At 60.2% G+C, this 22,930-nt stretch carries 23 protein-coding genes; 17 read left to right on the top strand and 6 right to left on the bottom strand.

Going from position 1 to position 22,930, the window contains the following annotated elements:
• Window positions 1–106: 106 nt before the first annotated feature.
• Window positions 107–1,879 carry a peptidoglycan D,D-transpeptidase FtsI family protein gene (locus BUS12_RS04905; RefSeq protein ID WP_074294502.1) on the top strand — a complete coding sequence of 591 codons (1,773 nt, stop codon included), beginning with the start codon at window positions 107–109 and terminating at the stop codon, window positions 1,877–1,879.
• 6 nt (window positions 1,880–1,885) lie between these two features.
• Here the strand turns inward: BUS12_RS04905 and BUS12_RS04900 are convergent, their stop codons facing one another.
• Window positions 1,886–2,827 (bottom strand): LysR substrate-binding domain-containing protein, encoded by a 942-nt coding sequence (locus BUS12_RS04900; protein ID WP_074294501.1) that lies wholly within the window; start codon window positions 2,825–2,827, stop codon window positions 1,886–1,888.
• Window positions 2,828–2,980: 153 nt separating this feature from the next.
• On the opposite strand from BUS12_RS04900, the gene BUS12_RS04895 reads away from it, so the two are divergent.
• The 6 genes from BUS12_RS04895 (at window position 2,981) to BUS12_RS04870 (ending at window position 10,266) form a co-directional block, all read left to right on the top strand.
• Window positions 2,981–4,060, top strand: coding sequence for an aromatic ring-hydroxylating dioxygenase subunit alpha (locus tag BUS12_RS04895; RefSeq protein WP_074294500.1), 1,080 nt, complete (start codon window positions 2,981–2,983; stop codon window positions 4,058–4,060).
• On the top strand, window positions 4,060–5,163 hold the full coding sequence (locus BUS12_RS04890) for a DUF2817 domain-containing protein (RefSeq protein ID WP_074294499.1): 1,104 nt from the start codon (window positions 4,060–4,062) through the stop codon (window positions 5,161–5,163). The genes BUS12_RS04895 and BUS12_RS04890 overlap by 1 nt, the downstream gene beginning before the upstream one ends.
• An 87-nt stretch (window positions 5,164–5,250) precedes the next feature.
• Window positions 5,251–6,024 carry an ABC transporter substrate-binding protein gene (locus BUS12_RS04885; protein ID WP_074294498.1) on the top strand — a complete coding sequence of 258 codons (774 nt, stop codon included), beginning with the start codon at window positions 5,251–5,253 and terminating at the stop codon, window positions 6,022–6,024.
• Window positions 6,025–6,485: 461 nt separating this feature from the next.
• Window positions 6,486–8,117, top strand: coding sequence for a DUF3300 domain-containing protein (locus BUS12_RS04880; protein WP_074294497.1), 1,632 nt, complete (start codon window positions 6,486–6,488; stop codon window positions 8,115–8,117).
• Window positions 8,118–8,221: 104 nt separating this feature from the next.
• Window positions 8,222–8,896, top strand: coding sequence for a response regulator transcription factor (locus BUS12_RS04875; RefSeq protein WP_074294496.1), 675 nt, complete (start codon window positions 8,222–8,224; stop codon window positions 8,894–8,896).
• A complete protein-coding gene (locus tag BUS12_RS04870) occupies window positions 8,893–10,266 on the top strand; it encodes a sensor histidine kinase (protein ID WP_074294495.1) in 1,374 nt (457 codons plus the stop codon). The genes BUS12_RS04875 and BUS12_RS04870 overlap by 4 nt, the downstream gene beginning before the upstream one ends.
• 23 nt (window positions 10,267–10,289) lie before the next feature.
• Here the strand turns inward: BUS12_RS04870 and BUS12_RS04865 are convergent, their stop codons facing one another.
• Complete coding sequence (locus BUS12_RS04865; RefSeq protein ID WP_074294494.1) at window positions 10,290–11,069, bottom strand: MipA/OmpV family protein; 780 nt, start codon at window positions 11,067–11,069, stop codon at window positions 10,290–10,292.
• 527 nt (window positions 11,070–11,596) lie between these two features.
• On the opposite strand from BUS12_RS04865, the gene BUS12_RS39760 reads away from it, so the two are divergent.
• Window positions 11,597–12,070 carry a redoxin domain-containing protein gene (locus tag BUS12_RS39760; RefSeq protein WP_074294493.1) on the top strand — a complete coding sequence of 158 codons (474 nt, stop codon included), beginning with the start codon at window positions 11,597–11,599 and terminating at the stop codon, window positions 12,068–12,070.
• Window positions 12,071–12,098: 28 nt separating this feature from the next.
• Here BUS12_RS39760 and BUS12_RS04855 read toward each other — a convergent pair whose 3' ends face one another.
• On the bottom strand, window positions 12,099–12,869 hold the full coding sequence (locus tag BUS12_RS04855; protein WP_074294492.1) for an APH(3')-II family aminoglycoside O-phosphotransferase: 771 nt from the start codon (window positions 12,867–12,869) through the stop codon (window positions 12,099–12,101).
• Between the two features lie 112 nt (window positions 12,870–12,981).
• Between BUS12_RS04855 and BUS12_RS04850 the strand changes: the two genes are divergently transcribed.
• From BUS12_RS04850 to BUS12_RS04830, 5 genes are all read left to right on the top strand, one after another.
• Entirely contained in the window at window positions 12,982–13,614 is a 633-nt protein-coding gene (locus tag BUS12_RS04850) for an HAD family hydrolase (RefSeq protein WP_171991593.1), read from the top strand.
• Window positions 13,615–13,732: 118 nt separating this feature from the next.
• Window positions 13,733–14,095 carry a translation initiation factor Sui1 gene (locus BUS12_RS04845; RefSeq protein WP_074297102.1) on the top strand — a complete coding sequence of 121 codons (363 nt, stop codon included), beginning with the start codon at window positions 13,733–13,735 and terminating at the stop codon, window positions 14,093–14,095.
• A gap of 82 nt (window positions 14,096–14,177) precedes the next feature.
• Window positions 14,178–14,603, top strand: coding sequence for a GNAT family N-acetyltransferase (locus BUS12_RS04840; protein WP_074294490.1), 426 nt, complete (start codon window positions 14,178–14,180; stop codon window positions 14,601–14,603).
• Window positions 14,604–14,913: 310 nt separating this feature from the next.
• Window positions 14,914–15,246, top strand: coding sequence for a hypothetical protein (locus BUS12_RS04835; RefSeq protein WP_074294489.1), 333 nt, complete (start codon window positions 14,914–14,916; stop codon window positions 15,244–15,246).
• Between the two features lie 429 nt (window positions 15,247–15,675).
• Window positions 15,676–15,936 carry a hypothetical protein gene (locus tag BUS12_RS04830; RefSeq protein WP_074294488.1) on the top strand — a complete coding sequence of 87 codons (261 nt, stop codon included), beginning with the start codon at window positions 15,676–15,678 and terminating at the stop codon, window positions 15,934–15,936.
• 52 nt (window positions 15,937–15,988) lie between these two features.
• Here the strand turns inward: BUS12_RS04830 and BUS12_RS04825 are convergent, their stop codons facing one another.
• On the bottom strand, window positions 15,989–16,729 hold the full coding sequence (locus tag BUS12_RS04825; RefSeq protein ID WP_074294487.1) for a hypothetical protein: 741 nt from the start codon (window positions 16,727–16,729) through the stop codon (window positions 15,989–15,991).
• Between the two features lie 285 nt (window positions 16,730–17,014).
• Here BUS12_RS04825 and BUS12_RS04820 point away from each other — a divergent pair, with 285 nt between their 5' ends.
• Window positions 17,015–17,302, top strand: a complete 288-nt coding sequence (locus BUS12_RS04820; RefSeq protein WP_143788260.1) for an alpha/beta hydrolase — start codon at window positions 17,015–17,017, stop codon at window positions 17,300–17,302.
• A gap of 115 nt (window positions 17,303–17,417) precedes the next feature.
• Here BUS12_RS04820 and BUS12_RS04815 read toward each other — a convergent pair whose 3' ends face one another.
• The gene (locus tag BUS12_RS04815; RefSeq protein ID WP_437123867.1) at window positions 17,418–17,951 is read right to left on the bottom strand and encodes a TetR/AcrR family transcriptional regulator; all 534 of its coding nucleotides are present in this window, start codon (window positions 17,949–17,951) and stop codon (window positions 17,418–17,420) included.
• A gap of 185 nt (window positions 17,952–18,136) precedes the next feature.
• Between BUS12_RS04815 and BUS12_RS04810 the strand changes: the two genes are divergently transcribed.
• Both BUS12_RS04810 and BUS12_RS04805 read left to right on the top strand, forming a co-directional pair.
• Window positions 18,137–18,820: a glutathione S-transferase gene (locus BUS12_RS04810; protein WP_074294484.1), complete on the top strand. Its 684-nt coding sequence runs from the start codon at window positions 18,137–18,139 to the stop codon at window positions 18,818–18,820.
• 171 nt (window positions 18,821–18,991) lie between these two features.
• Window positions 18,992–20,446: an aldehyde dehydrogenase family protein gene (locus BUS12_RS04805; protein WP_074294483.1), complete on the top strand. Its 1,455-nt coding sequence runs from the start codon at window positions 18,992–18,994 to the stop codon at window positions 20,444–20,446.
• A gap of 214 nt (window positions 20,447–20,660) precedes the next feature.
• Here the strand turns inward: BUS12_RS04805 and BUS12_RS04800 are convergent, their stop codons facing one another.
• Window positions 20,661–21,290 (bottom strand): TetR/AcrR family transcriptional regulator, encoded by a 630-nt coding sequence (locus BUS12_RS04800; protein WP_074294482.1) that lies wholly within the window; start codon window positions 21,288–21,290, stop codon window positions 20,661–20,663.
• A gap of 445 nt (window positions 21,291–21,735) precedes the next feature.
• Here BUS12_RS04800 and BUS12_RS04795 point away from each other — a divergent pair, with 445 nt between their 5' ends.
• Window positions 21,736–22,896: an alpha/beta fold hydrolase gene (locus tag BUS12_RS04795; RefSeq protein WP_074294481.1), complete on the top strand. Its 1,161-nt coding sequence runs from the start codon at window positions 21,736–21,738 to the stop codon at window positions 22,894–22,896.
• Window positions 22,897–22,930: the final 34 nt, after the last annotated feature.

Raw genomic sequence — 22,930 nt, 5'->3', positions numbered from 1 at the left:
CCAGCGCATGAGCCGCCGCACAAGGAGCACGCTCGAGCAGCGTCGCAACGCCTGGCCGGTTGAGCCTCGATGGCGCCGTCCGGGTTCGCTGCCCGTATCCGTATTCATGATCCAGCAGAAAAAATCGCAGCCGCACGACCCGTACGCGACGCTCGCCCAACACCCTGCCCTCGCGTCGCGTCTGCCGATGTGGCGTTCGAGATTCGTCATCCTGCTGGTGTTCGCGGCCTTTGGGACGCTGGCGGCGCGTGCCTTCTGGATCCAGGTGGTCAATCAGGACTTCTATGTCGTGCAGGGGCAGAAGCGCTACCAGCGCACCATCGAGCTCGGCGCCACCCGCGGCGGTATTGTCGACCGCAACGGTTCGATGCTCGCGGTCAGCCTCGCCACGTACGAGATCTGGGCCACACCGAAGCTGCTCGACGAGTCCAGCTTCGCGCCGCTCGCCAAACTGCTCGAGTTGCCGCTCGCGGAGTTGCGCCGGCGTCTGGCGGGCGACAAGGCGTTCGTGCTGCTCAAGCGCCAGGTGGATGCGGACACGGCCAGCCAGCTCGACAAACTCGGGCTGGCGGGTATCACGCAGATCGCCGATTCGAAGCGCTTCTATCCGGAAGGCGAGTCGGCGGCGCACGTGGTCGGCTTCACGGATATCGAGGACCAGGGCCAGGAAGGCGTCGAGCTCGCCGCCAACCGGCAGTTGAACGGCGCAGCCGGCCAGCGCGAAGTGATCCGCGATCGCCTGGGCCGCGCGGTGTCGGACACGCGGCCGCTCGTGCCGGCCCTGAACGGCGCGACGATCCACCTGACCATCGACCGTCGCATCCAGCAGCTCGCCTACGCGCAATTGAAGACCGCGATCGAGAAACACAGCGCGGAGGCCGGCAGCGTGGTCGTGCTGGATGCGCGCAACGGCGAGATCCTCGCGCTCGCCAACTACCCGAGCTTCGATCCGAACGACCGCACGCGCCTAAGCGGCCGGCAGTTGCGCAACCGCGCGGTGGTCGATACGTTCGAGCCGGGCTCGACGATCAAGCCCGTGGTGGTGGCCTTGTCGATGGACAAGGGTAAGGCCGGGCCGCAAACGCTCATCGACACCTCTCCAGGCTGGTACAAGATCGGACCGGCTGTGATTCACGACACCTCGAATCACGGCGTGATGACCGTGGCCGAAGCGGTCCAGAAGTCGAGCAACATCGCGCTGGCGAAACTCGCGCTGAACCTGCCGGCCGAGACGATCTGGAACAAGTACCAGGAGTACGGACTGGGGCGCCGTCCGGAGCTGACGTTCCCCGGCGCCGCGGCGGGCAAGGTGCGGCCGTTCAAGCGCTGGCGGCCGATCGAGCAGGCTACGATGGCTTATGGTTATGGGCTGTCGGCCTCGCTGCTGCAACTCGCACAGGTGTACACCGCGTACGCCGGCGACGGCACGCTGCATCCGGCGCGCTTGCTGTTGACGGACGGCGTGGATCATCAGGGCGGAATTCAGGCAGGTGTCCTGAATGACGGGGGCGATGCGCCGCTCGTCGCCGGTGCCGAGCGCGCGGTGACGACGCCGGCTACCGCGCGCGCGATCCGCGAGATGCTGGAAATGGCTACGGGACCGGGCGGCACTGGGCGGGCGGCGGCGGTCGAAGGGTATCGGGTTGGCGGCAAGACCGGGACCGCGCGCAAGCAGATCGGTGTGTCGTATGCAAAGAACCGCTATCGCGCGCTGTTTGTGGGCATGGCGCCCATGAGCGATCCGCGTTTGATCGTCGCCGTCATGATCGACGATCCGGCTGGACGGGCGTTTTATGGCGGTACGGTGGCCGGGCCGGTGTTTGGTGCGGTGGCGGGTGGTGCGTTGCAGTTGTTGGGGGTGTTGCCGGATGCTGCATAACGCCTGTCACGCGCGACCTGCCAACAGATCGATATCGCGCTGCTGTTCCCTTGCCCTCGCGAGCAACCAGCGCTGAAAGGCGCGGCACTGCGGGCGATCGAACGTACTTTCGCTCCAGGTAAGAAGGTACGGCGACGGCAACGGAATGGTCGAAACAACGGGCATCGAGAGCCTTCCCGCGGCCAGATCGTCTGCAACCATTGAGCACTGGGCGAGCACGAAACCATGGCCGTCGATCGCGGCCTGAATCGCGACACTCGACAGGGAATGCACCTGATGCGGCTCGCGCAGCGTCGCTGTCTCGACACCGTTCGCGGCGAACCAGTCACGCCACGACGGCGGCGAAGCGAACTTTGGCAGCCAGTCAACCGCGATCAACTCAAACGCCGCGAGATCAGCCGGCTTAAGCGCAACTTTGCCCTTGCGCGGCAGGATCCGCGGGCTGCATACAGGCACGACGCTATCGCGGAACAGTTCGATAGAGGTGCCTGCGTCGTCGATACGATCCCCGTAGCTGATTCGAAAATCCATCTCATAGGCATCCGGCGACGGCTCCGCATGCGAGCCGTCCAGATAGACGCTGATGTCCGGATGCTCCTTTTGCCAGGCATTGATGCGCGGCGCAAGCCACTTCGATAGAAGCGAGGGCAAGGCGCTGATGTTGAGGCTGCGCACGTTTTTCGAGCGCTCGATGTCGTCCTGCGCGATCCGCAAAGTTTCAAGCGCCGCGAGACAACTCTCATGATATCGGCGGCCCGTCGCGGTCAAGCGCATCCGTTTCCCTTCTTTCGTCACGAGCTTCACGCCGAGCGCATTTTCGAGCAGCTTGATTTGCTGACTCACCGCGCCTGCGGAGATATCGAGTCGGCGCGCACTCTCGACAAGGCCGTCGCAACGGCCAAGTGTTTCGAAAATCTGGATCGCGCGAAGCGGTGCAAGCCTGTTCATATCGAGTTTGATCGATAAAGACGGTTTAGAAATTCTAAACTAAATCGTACTTTCTAACTGCTGTTCTTTTCTATTTTGACTTTCTACAGTCGATGCAAAGGTTGCGTGGGGTCACGCGCAGGCCCGCTGGCAATGCAAACAGAGGAAGCAGCGATGTTCGTCAGAAACGCGTGGTACGTCGCGGCGCGCAGCGCCGAAGTCCAGCAGAACCTCATGCCGTTGAAACTGCTCGGCGAACAGGTCGTGCTATTTCGCACGCCGGATGGGGTCGTGGCCGCGCTCGAAGACGCGTGTCCGCATCGCAAGCTGCCGTTGTCGATGGGTCGATTGCTTGGCGATCGAATCGAATGCGGATATCACGGCCTGACCTTCGACTGCGCCGGTGCATGCGTACGCGCGCCGGCCCTGGCTCGCATTCCACGGGCGGCGCAGGTACGCAGCTATCCCATCGAAGAGCGCTATGGTCTCGTCTGGATCTGGATGGGCGAGGCCAAAGCCGCCGATACGGCCCAGATTTTCGATGTTCCCGAGTGGGGCGATCCGGCATGGGGCTTGAACGAAGGCGACGCGATGACGGTAGCCTGCAACTATCTCTACGTGACGGACAACCTGCTTGATCCGTCGCACGTCGCGTGGGTGCATCCGGGTTCGTTCGGCAACGCCGCGTGTGAAGCCGAGCCCTTGAAAACCGATGCAAGCGATGTCGGCGTGACCGTCTCGCGCTGGATGCGAGATGTCGACGTCGCACCGTTCTATGCGAAGTTCGTCAAATTCTCGGGACGCTGCGACCGCAAGCAGCACTACGAGGTCCGGTTTCCTTCACACGCGATCATCAAGGCAGTCTTCACGCCGGCGGGTACAGGCGCCGACGACGGCGCGCAGCACGATCACGTGTTCCTGATGAATTCATACAATTTCATGACGCCGATCGACGAATCGCATACGCGCTACTTCTGGTTTCAGATGCGCAATTTCGACCAGCAAAACGAAGCCGTGTCGCAACAGTTCAACGAGGACGTGCGCCACGCATTCGACGAGGACCGCGTCATCCTTGAAGCCGTGCATGAAGGCATGTCAAACCGGCGCACGCCGAATCTCGACCTTGGAATCGACGCTGGACCACTCAGGTTCCGGCGCGGTGTGCAGCGGCTAATCGATGCCGAATATGCCGCGTTGGAACAGGCGCCGCTTGTGCGCGTGTCGCCCCCGGCAACGAAGACACAGGAGCGATAATGAGCGCAACTATTTTCGACACGCCGAGTTTCGCCAATCAGCGCGAGCGCTTTCTCGAGGCCGCTGCGAGCGTCAAGGCGACGCACGTCGTCTATCCTCACCCGCTGCAAGGACCACGCGGCGAGGCACTGTCCACAGACGTCGCGATCGTCGGCTCCGCCGGCGCGCAAAAGCGCCTCGTGCTGCTGTCGGGAACCCACGGCGTCGAGGGTTATTACGGCTCCGACAGTCAGATCGCGTTACTCGACAATCTGCGGGACCACGCCTTACCGGAAGATACCTGTGTCGTGCTCGTGCACCTCGTCAACCCGTGGGGCACGGCGTGGCTGCGCCGGGTGAATGAAGACAACGCTGACGTCAACCGCAATTACATCGACTTTACTCACGCACCACCGGCGAACTCGGCATACGAAACGCTGCACGAAATCTATCTATGCCGCGATCTCGACGGACCGGCGCGTCGGCGTGCGGACGAGCAACTCGCCATGCACATGCGCCATCTCGGGGAAGCACGGGTGCGCAATATCATCGAAGCGGGACAGTACCGGCATCCGGACGGCGTCTTTTTTGGCGGCACGCAGCAGACATGGACGAACCGCACGGTGCGTCAGATCATGCAGGCACATGTTTCAGGTGCTCGCACTGCCATCGCCTTCGATCTGCACACCGGCGCGGGCGCGTACGGACATCCAATGCTGATGGCCATTGCCGAGCGCAAGGTGTCCGCGCACGACGCCGCGCAATCGCTGTATGGGCCCTGGCTGTACAGGATTCTCACCGCGGCGGACGCGTCGTCCGACAGCGGCGTCGCAGCGACGGCGACCGGTTATACCTCGCAGGCACTAATCGATCAGCTTCCCGAGGTGGATCTGATGCCGCTTGTGATCGAATGCGGCACCTACGACGGCGCCCGCGGACACACATTGCTGCGCGACGACCATTGGCTGCATCTGCACGGCGATCCTTTCGACGCGACGGGGCGGCGGATCAAGGCCGCGCTGCTGGAACACTACTATCCCGCCGATGCCGACTGGCGCGCCTTGATCGCGCTGCGCACGCGGCAGATCTGGCAGCGGGCACTCGACGCACTGACGAAGAGGTAGTCGGCGAAGACGTTCTTACGACACGGTTCTTTCACCCCACGCACCGGCGGCACACGTCCGCGGCGTAACACACGAACGGGAACGCATATGAAACGCATCATTGTGGGTGCCGTGCTGGCAATCGCCGCGCTGGCCACGCAGGCAAAGGATATGACGGAGTTACGCTTCGGCGTCGACCCGACCTATGCGCCGTTTGAGTCGAAATCGCCTTCAGGGCAACTCGTCGGCTTTGAGATCGACCTGGGCAACGAAATCTGTAGACGCTTGCAGATGCATTGCGTATGGGTTGAAACAGGCTTCGACGGCATCATTCCTGCTCTGCAAGGCAGAAAATTCGACGCAATCCTGTCGGCGATGTCGATTACGCCGAAGCGCGAAGAGCAGGTTGCATTCTCCCAGCCGCTCTTTAACACGCCGAGCCGTCTGATCGCCAAGGATGGCTCCGGTTTGCAGCCTACCGTTCAGTCGTTGCGGGGTAAGGCCGTTGGCGTCGCTCAGGGTTCGACACAGGAAGCGTACGCGAAGGCGAACTGGGCGACAGCGGGCATTAACGTCGTGTCGTACGCGAATCAGGAACAGGTATATCCGGATCTGCGCTCCGGTCGCCTCGATGCGACGTTCACGGATGTGCTTGCAGGCATCAACGGCTTTCTAAAGACACCGCAGGGCAGCGGCTACGGCTTTGCCGGTCAAAATGTTAGCGATCCGACAACACTCGGCAAAGGAGCGGGTATCGGCTTTCGCAAGGACGACGTTACCCTGCGCCAGAAAATCGATCAGGCCATTGATTCGATGCTGAAAGACGGCACGTACCAGCGCATCGAGCAGAAGTACTTCGACATCGATATTCACGGAAGTTGATCGCAAGCCTGGATGCTCCTGCGTCCCGAATGCAGGAGCGCGCGAACATCCGGCGCCATCCCTCCGAGCGTCGACGAGCCTGGCTGGGTAGCTCGTCGTGAAACGGCAACTAGAAGACGCCACTGCGTTTCCGTGCTGGAAACATGCACGAGCGCATGAGTGACGCCCCCCATACCGAACCCACGATCCGGTATGGCACACAATGTTCGCACAATCTACGGTCCGTAGAATCCGGATCGGCGTCGGACCTCCACCCTCAGACCCCACCTTTCTCCGCTTCGCGACCTGTCGTTCCCGGTACCGCCGGCGACGCGCGATAAGCGGCCTTACTCGCATCCGACCTCGAACGCTCGTGAGCATCGTTGCCGCGCCGTGCTGTCCGGGCGCGTCTCGACGCTATCGGCACGTTCGGCATGGGCCGGGCACCTGGCAACAATGCATACCGACAACGCAGAAAGACCATGAATGAAAACTACCGGCTCGCTCAAAGGCTCATCGCTTCGTCGCTGCTGCTGTCGCTGTTGGGCCTAAGTGCATGCGGGAAGAACCGTGAGGAACCCGGGCAGCCGGCCCCCGCCGACGCGTCCGCAACCGGTGCGGCGACCGCGGCGTCCATCGCCCAGGCGGCCTCTGCCACACCTGTCGCCTACACACCGCCTGGCGCAGATCAGCTCTACCAGATGGTTGCGCCGATCGCCCTCTTTCCGGACAAGCTCGTCGCACTGGTGCTGGCAGGTTCTACTTATCCGGACCAGATCGCCGCGGCAAACACGTGGCTTGCGCAGAATCCAAACCTCAAGGGGCAGGCGCTTGTCACGTCCGCCGACCAGCAGTCCTGGGATCCCTCGGTTAAAGCGCTGACGGCATTTCCCGCCGTGCTGTCACAGATGGCGACGAACATCGCATGGACCACGACGCTCGGACAGGCGTACTACAACGATCCGACTGATGTGCTGAACGCGATTCAGGTCATGCGCCAGCGTGCGCAGGCCTCCGGCAACCTGTGCACGACCGGCGAGATACGGGTCACACGCGCAAAACGGAGTTCGGCACCGGCAGACCAGACGCCGGCGCCGTCCGCCACTCCCGTGTACGAGGGGCCGGCTATCATCCCGCCGCCGCCCCAGACCATCGTGATCGCGCCGGCACAGCCGGACGTCGTCTATGTTCCCGTCTACAACCCTGCGGTCGTTTATGGCGCACCGGTCGCGGCCTATCCTGGGTACCTCTATCGTCCGCCGGTCTATGGGCCAGGCGCCGTGGTGACCGCAGGCGTGATCACGTTTGGCGTCGGCGTCGCGATCGGCGCAGTCTTCGGGCACGTAGGATGGGGTTGGCACGCATGGGGCATGCACTGGGGTGGCTCGCCCCACGGTGCACGGGATGGATGGCAGCGTCCGGCGGTGGTCTATAACAACAATACCTACATCTCCCGGTCGACCACGGTGATCAACCGGATCAACAACACGCACATCAGCGACAACTACAATGGCGCGGTAAGTCGCTCACTCGTGCACAACGGCGCGCCGCCGCCTGCGATGGCGCAAATGCACGCGCAGCAACCCGGCTTCGGCGCACGTTCGTCCACACCCATGACGATCCCGCGTTTCAGGCCGAACGACGCCCGTCCCGGCACACATCCGTCCCCGCAGTTCGGCCCCAACCATTCGAGCACGGTGGCAATGGAACACACGCGGACATCAGTCATGCACGGCAACCCCGTGACGACTCAAACACGATCTCAAGGACACCTTGAAGATTCAATGCAGGTCGAACATCAGCAGGTGCCACACCCCACGTCGCAATACACGGAACACCTCGGACGCGAGCGGCAGGCCGAAGCACCTGACCACCCACCACAGCCGCAAGCCGTGCAGCATCGGGAAAACGCTGAACCCCATCTGCAGGCAGTTCACGAAGACGCGACACAGGTGCATCCGGCCGGACTGCGACAGGATGGGCAACACTTCGCGCAGCCGCAATCACAACAACAACCGCTGCGTACGCAGTCTCATCCCCCGGCACCCGCGCCGCATCCGTCTGCGCCCCGTCCTGAGGCGCATCATGGCGAGCCTCAACAACACCGTCCGTGATGAATCAGGCACGGAGCAACCTTGCTTTTGCATGGCGCGCCGGCCGGATCGACCAAGGTATACTGAACTGAACGCTTGCCCGTAAGCGTCACCACCATGAAATCATGCGCATCCTGCTGATCGAAGACGAACTGGAACTGGCTTCGGCAATTGAGAGCGCGCTAGGCAAGCGCAACATCGCTGTCGATTGCGTGTCCAGCCTGAGCGAGGCGCGCTATGCAATCCGCGAGTGTCAATACAAGGTGGTGCTGCTAGACCGGCTCTTGCCCGATGGCGACGGACTCACCGTCATCCCCGATCTGCGCGCGGCAGCGCCGGGCATTCCGGTGATCGTGTTGACCGCCGCAGGCGAAATTGCGGCGCGCGTCGAAGGGCTCGATGCCGGCGCCGACGACTACCTCGCCAAGCCATTTTCGATGGACGAGCTTACCGCGCGTCTGCGCGCTCTGGCGCGACGTGCGCCGACCATGCAGACACACAAAGTCAGCGTGGGCGCGCTCGAAATCGACCTCGTTTCGCTCACGGCCACCGTTCGTGGCGAGCCGCTCGGCTTGCGGCGGCGCGAACTGCTGGCACTGCAGGCCCTCGTTGAGCGAGCGGGCAAAACCGTCCAGCGCGATCAGTTGATCGCGCGTGTCTATGGCCTGGGCGAGGACATTCAATCGAACGCGCTGGACGCTCATATCTCCCGGCTGCGCAGCAAGCTTGCGCTGCATGACGCAGGGATCGAGATTCGGCCCGTCCGCGGCATTGGCTATCTGCTTTCCACCACTGAATGAGCTATCTCCGGAACCTGTCCATCTCTCAGCGCATTTCCTTATCGCTGGTCGGGACCCTGCTAACGGTTGCCATTGCATCGGGACTGCTGCTAGTTACCGATTTTCTGCACTGGGACGTCACCGGCTATGTGATGGATACTCGCCTCGATCACGTCATCGTCGCAGCGGCGGCGCGCACATCCGACGGCCATCTCGCCCTGCAACACTCCGCGCAGCTCGACTCGCTCGAGCGTGTGGCGCCAGGCTTGTGGTTTATCGTGCGCGACCAGGAGGGCGAACAGGTCAGCGTCGGTCGCGTCTCCGCGCCTTGTGCATCCGCGGTCGCCTCGCTGCCTCGTATTTACAGCGCTGATATCACAGACAACAATCAGTACGACAACCTCTCGTGCAGAATCAAGACGATGCGTACCGATCTCGGCGAAGTACAGATCGCGTATGGCGGCGGCCCATTGATACCGGCGTGGAAAGGTGTCGGCCTCGCGGTGCTTCAATATCTTGAAGCACCGTTTTTTCTGCCCCTTCTGCTCGTCAATATCGTAACTATCCCGGTTGTCGTGGCATTGGCGTTGCGCAGACTGAAGGACGTCGTGCAACTCGCGCGCTATGTCGACATCGACCGTCGCGGCCTGCGCTTACCGGAGGAAGGCCTGCCACGCGAGATTGCGCCGCTTGTACGCGCGTTCAATGCGGCCCTCGAGCGCCTCGACGCCGGACGGACCCAGCAGGACCGCTTCATTGCGAACGCGGCGCACGAACTGCGCACACCGGTCGCCGTCATCCGGGCACGTCTCGATGCGTTGGAGAGCGGGCCGCTGAAGGCAAAACTCGAGCAGGACGTAGAGCGTCTCAGTGAGCTGAGCGACGCCCTACTCGACCTCCAGGCACTCAAAAGCACGACGCTGCGAATGGAAGTGCTGAATCTCGTCGCCTTGGTCCGCGACACCTTGGGCGATCTCGCGCCCGTTGTCCTGACCGCGGGACACGATGTCGAGTTCGTCTGCGACACCGAGCAACTCGACGTCTCAGGCGACGCCGCGTCGCTGAAGCGAGTCATCGTCAATCTCGTGCAGAACGCAATCAAGCACGGCGGCAATGCAACGATGCTCACCGTCACCGTGAAAGCCGATGCCGCCTACGTTCTCATGGAGTTCGTCGACACCGGTCCAGGCATACCGCCTGCATGGCGAGACCAGATCTTCGAGTCCTTCTCGCGCTACACGCGCCATGGAGCCGGCGCCGGTCTCGGCCTGAGTATCGTGCGCGAGATCGCCACGATGCACGGTGGTCGTGCGAGTTATTTCGAACCGCCGACGCATGGCACGGGTATTCGCGTAAGCCTGCCGCGCATTGGAGCCACCGCAGACGCGTAGCGATGTGCAGACGTCCACTACGTCTAGAATTTATAGCCGACGATCGTCGCAACGTTCAATGACACACGACGCTGCACGATCGGGCTTCCCCCCGCATCGCCGACGAGGCGTGTCACCTGACCCGACGTTGTAACCGACCATTTGCGATTCAACAGGTGCACCCAGGTCAGGCCCAGGTCGACTGCATTGATGCCGCCTCCGGGACTGTATTGCCGGAATCCGGAGGCTGCGCTCTGCGACGCGTTCACGCCCCACTGCGTCTGGTTGTAAGTCGCCGATCCGAGATGCACCGCGGTTTTCGTCGTCAGCACATCCGACGCGGTTACCAGCATCGGCACCTCGAAAGCAACGCGCCATGAGTCGCCGATGCTGCGATTGCTCAACGGCACGTCTGCGGCGACGCTTACCGAGCCGACACTCGCGAAGCGGTATCCCGCCGTCACAGTCGCGACCAGCGCATTCGGCACGTCGCCCATGCCGCGCAGCGCGTCGGACCCGCTTTCGAAGGTCTCGTTCGTATCTTTGCGGCCGACGGCGTAGTTCAGCGAGCTGTCGATATAAAAGTTGTGCGGCAAATCCAGCTTGTATCCGACACCGCTTGTCGTGCCGATATAGACGCCAGACGGCGTCGTCACATTGAGGAGCGGGACCGGCAAGAAGTAGTACTCGTTACTCCCGAGATATCGCGGAGCGAGGTCAATGCCGGCGCCCACAGTGACGTCGTACCCGTCGGCAAATGCAACAGACGAAACAGTAAAACCAACCACCGCCGAAGCGAGGTAGAAAGCAAAATTTGACTTCATTCGAGGGATCCGGAAACGGTAAAGCCACTCACCGCGCGTTGATGGGCGTGTCCGCGACGACACGTCGCGAAGCATCGACAGTCGGCTTCTGAGGGTAAGAGTTCGACGACGACCCGGATTCTATGGACCCTACATTGTGCAAACATTGCGCGCCGCGCCTGCCCGCATCATCGGAACGGATCGGTTGTCGCCCTGCAACATTCTTGAGCGGGCTTGCGGCGCCCCTGGCGAGCGTTAATGTTCCGGCAATGTTCCTCCCTCATAATTTCCGGGATTGGTTCCCGTACGAGTGGACAGTGGTCGTGGGTAGTTTTTCTCTAAGGCGATGCGCGTCACGGTCGGCAACCGGGCTCTGAACAGGAAGACGACGATGTTGCTCGTTGGGATGGTGATTGGATTCTTCGGAGGTCTAATGTTCATGTACATGTTTGCTCTGCTTCAGGCGCACGGATTTCGATGACTCCGCACAGATCAAACAGGATCAGAACGTGAACATCCCACATCTGGCGGGCCTGCGTCTGCCTGCCATGCACTTGACGTCCACGGCGGGGAGTATCTGTGAACTCACGGAATTACCCCATGCGCTCCTGATTTTCGCGCCCTTCGTCCTTCCGCAGGACGAGTCGATGGCGTGCCCCTGGGAGGGAGACGAGTCCGCCATCGCGGGACTCGAGGCGCTCATTGGCTTTGCGAGGTTGTATGAGCAGTTCGAATCGCGAGACATCCGGCTGTTTGGCATTACGACTCAATCGCCACTTGTACAGAAACTGGTCGTCGAGATACTGGCGCTGCCGTTTCCATTGTTGAGCGACTCGCAGCGGACTGTGTGTCAGCAGTTGCAACTGCCAACGACATATCGAGGCCGAGTCCCGCGAAACCGCCCGATAATCATTGAGGTACGTAATGGGAGCGTGGCGTACGTTTGGGATCCGCTTGCTTCATCGGGTCAGTGCGCAACGCGGATTCTCCGGCATGTGTCGAACGACGTTGGGCGGAATTAGTCGCTTCGCTCATGCCTGATGGCGGCAATCAGAAGAACTCGTCCAGCAAGCAGTAGAACGCCATGCGCCGGTGATCCGGCTCTACACCATAGTCGCGAAAGAAAGGCTCCACCCACGCCTGGCCGAGATTGCGCGCAATGCTTCGCGCGGTCAGAGCAAGGTCTTGATAGCGGTCGCTGACGCCGAGACGACCGCAGTCGATGAAGCCGGTGAAGCCACTTCCTTCAGCCATGAAATTCGGCAGACATGCGTCCCCGTGGGTCACGACAAGGTCATACGTCTCCGGGCGCGTCGACAGCAACTCAGCGAGCGCATCCGTGGCGGTTCGCCCTCGCCGCTCAGTGTCGAAGTCTGCCTCATCAACGAGCCCAGCGTCGACACGATTGCTGGCGGCGGCTATACGCTCTTCGATGCGATGATTGAAGGGACATTCCGCAATCGGTACCTGGTGCAGGCTACGTAATGCCATCGCCAGAATGCCGACGACCTGGGATGGAGACAGGTCTTTAGCACTGGCCAGATCGAACCCGGGGACCGCCGTCATGAGCAGCCAGTGGCGGTTGTCTTCCACCGCGTCATCAAGCACGGTAGGTGCCGGCAGGTCTAGCCGTTTCATCCAGCGAAGGCGTTCAACCTCCCCAGGAAGCTCACTGGGCAAGCCGGTAGGCTCGGACTTCAGGAACAAATACTCTCCACTGCGGCAGCGGATGCGCAATACTTCCGCGCCCGATTCTCCAATCACTTGTCGTTCGACCCGCGCCCCTGCGAATTTCTTACGCCATCTGGTTGGGATATGCATGGGGTCTCCACACGGTGGTCCGGCGAAAATTATATTAGCGAAGCAGCAAGATTGTGGACGACAATCGGGTTTTGACATCCATTCTCCTCCGTCAGTCATGAGAATAAGAGCGGTGTTCTTCGATGTCGGCGAGACCTTGATCGACGAGAGTCGCGATTGGGGCGGCTGGGCCGACTATTTGGGCGTATCGCGGCTCTCGTTTTTTGCCGCGCTGGGCGCGACCATCGAACGCGGCCAACATCACCGAACTGTGTTTAAGATCTTTCGGCCGGATGCCGACTTTGCGGAATTGAAGCGCCAACGCGAGTTGTCCGGTGACGCCTTTTCGCTCGCAGCAGACGACTTCTATCCCGACGCCATCCCATGTTTGAGCCGCTTGCGGAATGAGGGAGTCCTTGTTGGGATCGCGGGAAACCAGCCGCTTGAAATCGAACGGGCACTGCATGCTCTCGGCGCTCCGGCTGACCTTGTCGCGTCCTCCGCGTCATGGGGCGTGCAGAAACCGGCGCCGGCATTTTTTGAGCGCATCATCGCCTCTACCCATGGATTAGACCCAGCCGAGATTGCATATGTCGGCGATCGACTCGACAACGATATCGAACCGGCGCGGCGTGCCGGAATGACTCCGGTTTTTCTCCGCCGCGGCCCATGGGCACACGTGCAATCTGCATCGGGGCGTTTCCCGATCCCTCTGCATACGATCGACAGCCTGTCGTTCCTTCCGGAACTCCTTTGTAGCCTGTAGGTTGCCAGAAGGGCTCATGTCGATCGAGAGAGCCGGCGCGCCGCCAGAAGCGGCTGCCAAGGCGTACCTGCTAAACTCGTCTGCATCCCCGACCTTAGTTTCTTTGAGTAAGCCAATCATGAAGAGCAGTTCAAAAGGCGGCCTAGTTTATTCCACCGACGGCGGGCAGATGTGTCCCGAATGCAGGCAAGCGATCGCGGCATGTGTCTGCAAAGCGGTTGGCGCGAAACTACCGGTAGGCGATGGCGTGGCGCGAGTGACTCGCGAGACTAAAGGCCGAGGTGGAAAGAGCGTGACGATCGTCAAGGGACTGGCGCTCGATCCTCCAGCCTTGACCTTGCTAGGCAAGCAACTACGCACGGCCTGCGGTTCTGGTGGCACGGTCAAGGATGGCATGATTGAAGTACAGGGCGACCACTGCGAGCAGGTCATCGAAACGCTCAAAAAATACGGCCACCGGGCGAAGCGAGCCGGAGGATGAGCGCATCAGTCAGCCGGGCGGCACGATGAGTATCACACTACGACCGGATACCTCTGACGCGAGCGCAATTCGATTGCGTCCGATGTCCGAAGGCGTTGTGGATAGACAAGCGCTATTTGCGCTTTACAAACTGTCGCTGCACGAACATATCGAGCAGACATTCGGTTGGGACGAGAGCTTCCAGCAAGAGCGATTCAACACCTCCTATCGAGATCCGGAATTCATTTCGATAACCTTCGGATCGGTAACGGTGGGGTATGTCGCGCTCAAGGATGAGATCGAGGAAGTTCACTTGTCGCTCTTGCTGCTGCAACCAGACTATCGCGGTCGAGGGATCGGTCGACAGGTGATGCAAACGTTGATGGCACGTGCGTCCGAATCCGGCCGGCCACTGACGCTGTCATGTTTCTTGTGCAATCAAGGGGCGATGCGCTTCTATCAGAAGCTCGGCTTCTCTATCGTGTCAAAAGATGAGCACTTTGTGACGTATCGATTGGCCGCCCTTTAGTTGAGAAACCGGTGTGTGCGATGCGGGGCAATTGTCCCTCGGCATCTATCGCAATCTGATGAAATGTCGTGCAGGAACAACATGGCGTCGATTGACAGACGACGCGTTCACATAGACACTTCACGCTATGTTGACGAACCACTTCCCCTCATTCGCGGAGCAAGGCGGCACGTACATCCATCAGGATGCACTGCGGGGGGCCCGTTCGCGTTAGATTCAGGAAGTGTTAATCAACAGGCCTCTCCGGAAACGGATGAGGCCTGTTTTGTTTTTAGCGTCTCCGTTTCCGGTCTTACTAACGGAGATAACTATGAACAAGAAAGCATCGACCCGCGCCCTGCACGGCCAGCCCGTCCAAACGATCTACCCGACTCGGCATCCCACCGAATCGAAAATCGACGAGGACATCCACGATCGATATGCGACCGGACAAACCATGCCGGTGGCGCGGACACGGATTTTCCATCCATTCGAATACTGGGTGCGGGAATCGACGGGAACTCAACATGCCGCGGAAGATGTGCCGACTGACTCACATCATGGCCGAGCAATCCAGGGCAGGCGCTTCACGCGGCCGGTGATCGTTCTCGCGTGGTTGCACGATTGTGCGACGCGCTTGTTCCACCTGGCGCGCGGGCCTTGAAATGCATCGGCTAGCGGGCTCGTGGCTCACTGAGTTCTGCGAGACCTGACGAGACGGTGCAAGATACTTCTGCAACTGACCCGCGGGTAGTGGCGCGTGCCGCTACTGCCCGCGGGTCAACTACGAAAAACCTCTTCTTAACGATCGGACCCAACACTGACCATGCCGCTTGAAACCGTCCGTCTTGATCGAGTTTCTGGAGTCACGCAGACCACGCAGAACCGGAAGCGCGTCACGCTGTTGGAATTCGAAAGCAAAAACACGCGATAAGCGACCATCCGACAGCGTTTCGAACCGGCGCTTGTGGTAATTTCGAAGCTCGCTGCAGGGGCGGACTGCGCCTCCAATGTTCCGCAGAATCTAGCCACGTACCGTGGACGCATTCGTCACCGGTCATATTGTCAAAGTGACGTGCTGGAGTTGACCATCATGAAGTTGTTTTACCTCGCGGCGACCCTCGTCGTGCTCACCGCCGGCTGCGCCTCGACATCGTCGCCCGCGACTAGCCAGACCAACCAGCCGGGTTCAGCCGAAACGGATAGCTACATCCTGCATTCGCCCGACGGCGCAACATCCGGCGATTCCGCGTCAAGGCCACCGAGGCTCACCGTCGGTGTCAGCGATCCCAATACTCAATTGATTCTGCCGTGGTTCCTCAACGACATCATCAACCTCGTGAACTATCGCTAGTCTCTCAACGACTTGCGGCGGTGGAACGGCGCCCCGCTCCTGGCCGGCCCTGCTAGCCGGGTTGGATAGAGCGCGTCATCCTGCGCAGTTGGCGCGGCAACACGATGTACATGCCCCACGCCACGAGGCCTAGCCCGCGAAGTATCTCGGCGACATGATGGGGAAACCAGATGGCCAGTTCGGCGATCAGCAGACTGCCTGGGACGGACCACACATAGGTGGTCACGCCTAGCAACGTTGCTCGCCAGAGGCCGAATGGTTCAGTGCCGGAAATGGCGTGCGCAACGAGTCCACTTCGTACCATGTATCCCGCGAGCGGCAGGCTCAGCAGAAGGTAGATCAGGATGGCCAGAACGACCGGCACCTCCATGAGCGTAAACGGCCATGCGAACGCCGTCCTCGTTGCGCCAGACGTCATCAGATGCGTCGCGAATGCCATGAGCGGCAGAGTTGCCGTCGCAACCAGAGAGTGGAACGCGAAAAAGCCGATGACGACAAACAGCGTGCTCGCAAGCCATTGACGCCAGGCGCAGGACCACCATAGGTACAGGCGCTTGCCGAAGCCCATGACCGGGTTGAGCCTGAACAGAGGCCATCGGTCCGTAAGCAACGTGAGGCCCGTGACGACGACAAGCAGTACGCTCGCCACAACGAGCCCGTTGGCACTCCACATGAAGGTTCGCGCGTAATCTCCGGTAGCAAAAGCGGTCGGCCCGGACGCGGTGAAATGCTGCAGATGTTGAGCGACGTATTGCGAGGGATCGACCGCCCGCGTACCATCGTTTGCTACCATTTTGTCCCCCTTCGCTCTCGGCGCGTGAACCAAAACGCATACATCAACCGGCGTGGGGAATGCACCCGAAGCGCGGTCTCGCGCGCAGGCGCGCCACCAATGCGCCCAGTACCGGAGAAACCTGCCTAGGGGATTTATAGTACAAAAAGGCTTGGAATCCGCACGTGCCTTACGCCGCGACAACAAAAATCTTGACGCAAGGTTAATCAGAAATAACACATGGGACCAATCGCTTGCCGAAATCAGATTCGCGTCCGTCTGATCAAATTAATGATCTCAGGCGCATTGATCACTTCTGTTTCCAGTCTTGCGCGCGCTGCCGACGAGCCCCAACCTATCGCAACGGACCTCCACGAAACGGTCGTCAAGGTGCCGATGACCGAGCACGGACTCTTTGGCGATCACGAACGTGACATAGTCGCGACCACCTATATGCCTGATGGCCCCGGACCGTTTCCGTTGATCGTTTTGAGTCACGGTAGTCCGCCCGATCCGCAAGACCGCCCGAAGGTCGGCCGTTATCGCGAGTTGCCGCAGATTCGGACATTTGTCGAACTCGGCTTCGCAGCATGAGGCGACCTTGAGGCTGACGCCTGATCCGACGTTCGTGGGTCTGCTCCTGCGGAAAAAGCGGTCGTCCGCACTTCGTGGATCCGAAAATCCACATGGACCGATTTTCTCGCCACTGTTAAGCCGGCAGAAGACCCGCAACGCGATAGCTTTCAATTAAGCCGTCATATAGAGAAATATCCGAGCGACTCCTGGCAATAAGCTGAGCGCCTGCCACGGCCGCGAAGATGGCGCGAGCACGCCGTTCGCTATCTTCGGAGCTGACGACGCCCGCGGCGGATAGCACCTTACTCAGCCACGCAACATTCACATCCGCAAAGGTCTGGACTTCTCTCGTCACCATTTCTGGCAGGTCATCAGTTTCCGCGGCCATGAAGCTGCAGAGGCATATGCGATTACCGCTCTCAAGCGCCTTGCGAAACGTATCGGGGTAGTGGCGCAGGCAGTCGATCGGATTTGCGGATCCGGCCAAAAGTGCATCCAGAGTAGCTCCTGAGTCCTCCCAATAGCGCTTCGCTACCGCTGCGCCGAGCTCGGCCTTGCTTGCGAAGTGATGGTAGATGCTCGCAGCCTTGATGCCGACATCTTCAGCGAGATCACGAAAATTCAAGCCGCCATAGCCGTGCGCCTGCGCAATCTTTGTGGCGGCCATCAGGATTTGCTCCCTGGAACTCAAGCCCGAGTTGTTCTTCACTGCTACCGCCTCCGCAAGCTGGAATGACTGTTGACAGATGCAATTATACCCCCTATCGTAAACCTAACGAACGTTAGGTAGGGAGGCGATCCATGCCTCCCATACGTCCGGACGCATGTAACAGACCGCTTAGAGAGGCAAACATGACAACCAGCAGCATCAATTTCGATTTAGCCAAACTCCCAATCATGACGATTTACGATTTCCCCAAAGGGCCTTATCCGACACGCGTCCGTATCGCTCTCGCCGAGAAAAATCTGCAATCGCATGTCGAGTTCGTGATGGTCGATCTTTACAAGGGTGAGCACAAAACGCCCGAGTTCATCTCCGGGAAAAACTATTCAGGCACGCTGCCGGTCCTCGAACTCAACGACGGAACCTGTATCGCGGAATGCACCGCCATTACCGAATACCTCGATACGCTCGATGGTGCACCCACGCTGACCGGCAGAACACCGTTCGAAAAGGGCGTGATCCACATGATGAGCAAGCGAGCCGAGCTGGAGTTGCTCGACGCCATCAGTGTCTATTTCCACCACGCCACGCCAGGGCTCGGGCCCAACGTCGAGCGCTATCAGAACGCCGAATGGGGGTTTCGTCAGCGCGACAAAGCCTTGAGAGGCATGCACTACTTCAATGACGTTTTGAAAAAGCAGCCGTTTGTCGCAGGGGATGCTTTCTCGATGGCCGACATCACCGTCATTGGTGGCCTGGTCTTCGCGTCGATCGTGAAGCTGCCGGTGCCTGAGGAGTGCGAAGCACTTCTAGCCTGGTACACGAAAATGCGGGAACGTCCGAGCGTCAGGAACCAACCAGCGTTTGCGTGAAATCGCGACCTTGGCCGGCCGTCGTCGATGCAGGATGGCCAGAGGACGCGAACGTCGCGCAGCACACCAATCAGTCGCAGCGGCGCCGCGTATTGCGCGCCGCGCTTATCTCCCGAGCGGTCAGTTCCCGACCGCGGGAATCAACGGAAAGTACTCACCGGAGAATCGTACATGTCTGCATTACCTCAAACAACTCAACCCAACGGCGTTTTTGACGGCCCGTACTATCTCAGCATCGCCGGCAAGCTCGTCGAATCGAAAAACAGCTTCGATGTCATCAATCCGGCCACTGGCAAAGTGCTAGCCGAAGCACCCGCGGCGACGGCCGAGCAACTCGACGCAGCCATTGCCGCAGCCAAAATTGCGTTCAAAAGCTGGTCGGCACTAGGCTATGACGGTCGTCAGAAATACATGAACGCCTATGCCGACGCACTTGAAGCCCACCGCGACGAGCTGGCACGCCTGCTCACACAGGAACAGGGCAAACCGCTCAGGACCATGGCCGAGCCGGAGGTTGACCAGTCGATCTCGTGGATCCGCCAGATCGCCGAGCGCCGCATCCTCGTAGAAGTTGTCGAGGAGACCGCCGAACACATCGTTGAACTGCATCACACGCCGCTTGGCGTGATCGGCGCAATCACGCCATGGAATTTCCCGGTGCTGCTCGCGCTCTGGAAAGTAGCGCCGGCGCTGATCACCGGCAACACGATGGTGATCAAGCCTTCGCCATTCACGCCACTCTCTGCGCTGCGTTTCGGGCAGATTGCCCAGTCCATACTGCCGCCCGGCGTGCTTTCCATCGTCTCAGGAGGCAACGAGCTCGGCCCGCAACTGACCCATCATCCAGACATCGCCAAGATAAGCTTCACCGGTTCGACGGAAACCGGGAAGCACGTGCTGCGTGCAGCCGCAGGTACCGTGAAGCGTGTGACTCTGGAATTGGGCGGCAATGACGCTGCGATCATACTTCCAGATGCGGACTACAGGTCAATCATCCCGCAACTGTTCTGGGGAGCAGTTGGAAACTCGGGGCAGTGGTGTGTCGGCATCAAACGACTCTATGTCCATCGCTCGTTTCACAAGGAATTCGTGCAGGCGTTCATTCACTACGCACGGCAGCAAAAGCTGGGCGACGGTCTCGATCATGAGGTCACTGTTGGTCCGGTCCAGAACAAGATGCAGTTCGACAAGGTAAAAGCCTTCATCGATGACATTAAGGCCAATGGCCAAAACATCGTCCTTGGCGGCGACGTCGACGAGAACCTGCCCGGCTACTTCATCCCGGTCACCGTGGTCGACAACCCGCCCGAAAGCGCCAGGATTGTGCAGGAAGAGCAGTTCGGTCCGATTGTCCCGATCATCGCTTACGATGATGTAGAAGATGCGATCGCGCGTGCGAACAACAGCCCTTTTGGATTGGGTGGGTCGGTGTGGGGGCGCGATACGGCGGCAGCAGTTGCTGTCGCAAACCGTCTGGAAACGGGCATGGTATGGGTGAATGAAATCCACACCCAAGGGGTCGATATTCCGTTCGGAGGCCACAAGCAGTCTGGCCTGGGCACGGAGCATGGCTTCGAAGGGCGGCTGCTTTTCACCAACCCGAAGACTGTGTTGATCCGGAAATAGATCCCATCAACACTGATGCAGGGCACGATCCGCGCATTGTCGTCCACGGCGAATCGTGGACGTACTGGAGCGTTCCCGTCGCGGGGAGAGATAGCCCATCTCCCCCGCAATTTTTTGGCTCCCAATGTGCGCTGAACTGCAAGAAGCCGCCGTTCAGCCGTCGTGAGCCCGACGGCCAGTTCGACTTGCGTCCGACCGGGAACATTGGACCGGATCACCCCTCGGAGGCAACCCACCGTTGGACACTAACGTCTGCCAGCGCCTCGAATATAGCCGGCGTGCGTTCCAGGCGGGCGATCGTCCGCGCGCCTTCGAGGGCTGCTACCAATGCGGCTGCGGTAGAGGACGCGCGCGCGGGAGCAAAACCGCACCCCCTAAAATGCTCCGCAATAATCTCGGTCGACTCAACAAATCCGCGCGCTACCCGTTTGGTCAGCTCAGCGTCGAGCGCAGGCAACTCATTCGCCAGATTTTGCATTAGACATCCATACTGGAAATCAGAGGCGACCATTTCGGCCGCGAATGTCCTGAAAATCTGATGGACAAAATTCAGGGCGTCACCCGTCGTATTCGCCGAGACGTCCCGTAATACAGCAATTCGATTCGCAATGTAATTATCGATTGCTTCTTCTGCGAGTTGTGCCTTGCCGCGTGGAAAGTGAAAGTAGAACGATCCTTTAGGCGCACCGCTTTCTTCAAGGATCTGGATCAATCCCGTCGCAGTGTAGCCCTGGATGCGAAACAGTCGTTCGGCCGTGGCAATCGCGCGAGCGCGGGCGTCAGTCTTACGTGGCATGCCGGAAACATAGCACGTTTCGCTTGATGATTCTATGGTGATTGACATACTATGGTGATCACCATATTAGGAGTCCGGTGATGCGCCCCGACCCAATCGCCAGCCAGGAAGGTTCGTTCAGCGATGCGCGGCCTGCCCAGATTGCGGCAGGAGTCAATGAAGACGAAACGTGCGGGTTTGCTCGCTCACCGTACGCAGAGCGCCTTCGTGTCGGGGCTGATCGTCCTCGATTGCCCGGCCGCCTTGCGAATTGTTTGCCGCGTGGGTTTTCGCTGAAGCTGAAGACAGCGCTTGCAAGCGGACGGTACGTTCCGTCATGAGTCATCCACTTAGCTTCAAGCCATCGGCGTCCCGACGAGCCGTCTTAGCGATGGGCGCGATCAGCCTCGTTGCGGCTTTAATTCGATCCGCCCGCGCAAACCCCATAGGAGGAATTGATTTGACCACATCAACATATGGCGAGGGAACGCTTCCCAAGGGGGTCCGCTCGCGCATGATCCATGGGGTCAACGGCCTTGATGTCCATATTCTCGAGGCCGGTTACGAACACCCCGGCCGGCCGCTCGCATTGCTTCTGCATGGTTTTCCCGATTTGGCTTACGGCTGGCGACACCTGATCCCGCTTCTGGCTGACGCCGGCTACCATGTCGTGGCGCCCGACCAGCGGGGTTTTGGCCGTACCACCGGTTGGGTGAACGACTATGACGCCCAGCTAGCGCCCTTCAGCCTCTTGAATATGACGCGCGACGCCCTCGGATTGGTTTTGGCGTTGGGGTATCGGCGTACGGCAATGCTTGTCGGGCACGACCTCGGCTCGCCCGTGGCGGCCTATTGTGCGCTGGCCCGACCTGACGTCTTTCCCTCGGTGGTGCTGATGAGCGCACCGTTCCCCGGTCCGCCGACGCTTCCCTTTAACATTGCGGAAAGCGAGGGATCGTCGGTTCAACCGAACACTGGCACTCAAAACCTGGCGGCCGCGCTGGCGGCGCTCAACCCGCCGAGAGAGTATTACCAGCAATACCTGAGCACACGGAAGGCGAACCAGGACATGTGGCAGCCCCCTCAAGGCTTACACGCGTTTCTTCGTGCATTTTTCTACGTCAAGAGCGCCGACTGGCCGGGGAATAAGCCGCATCCGTTGAACGCGCTAACCGCCGCAGAACTTGCACAAATGCCCACCTATTACGTCATGGATCTCGGCAGGACGATGCCCGAGACCGTTGCTCCATTCCAACCTTCGGCCGCCGAGGTCCTGGCCTGCAAATGGCTCACCGAACTGGAACTTGGGGTGTACACGGAGGAGTATGGCCGCACTGGGTTTCAGGGCGCCCTGCAGGCTTATCGCGTCTTGTCCGATCCTGACCTGAACGCCGAGTTACGCCTGTTTTCGGGCAAGACGATCGATGTCCCTTCGCTCTTCATTGGCGGGAAGAGCGATTGGGGCACCTATTCGGCGCCGGGCGCGCTCGATCTTATGAGGATGAAAGCGGCGACGAGAATGGGTGGCATCGAGCTGATAGACGGCGCCGGTCACTGGATCCAACAGGAGCAGCCGGTTCGGCTCAGCGAACTCCTGCTCGCCTTCATCAGTGAGCAAATTGAGGCAGCGCCGGCCGGTTCACCGCGTCTAGTTAAACCAGGGAGTCTCCTTTGAAACAAAGGCACCATTTGCGCTTTTTTCGCCACGC

It is taken from the genome of Paraburkholderia phenazinium (assembly GCF_900142845.1).
Taxonomy (GTDB): domain Bacteria; phylum Pseudomonadota; class Gammaproteobacteria; order Burkholderiales; family Burkholderiaceae; genus Paraburkholderia; species Paraburkholderia phenazinium_A.
Note: the sequence above shows the minus strand (reverse complement) of the source record. Positions and strands in the feature narration are given on the sequence as shown.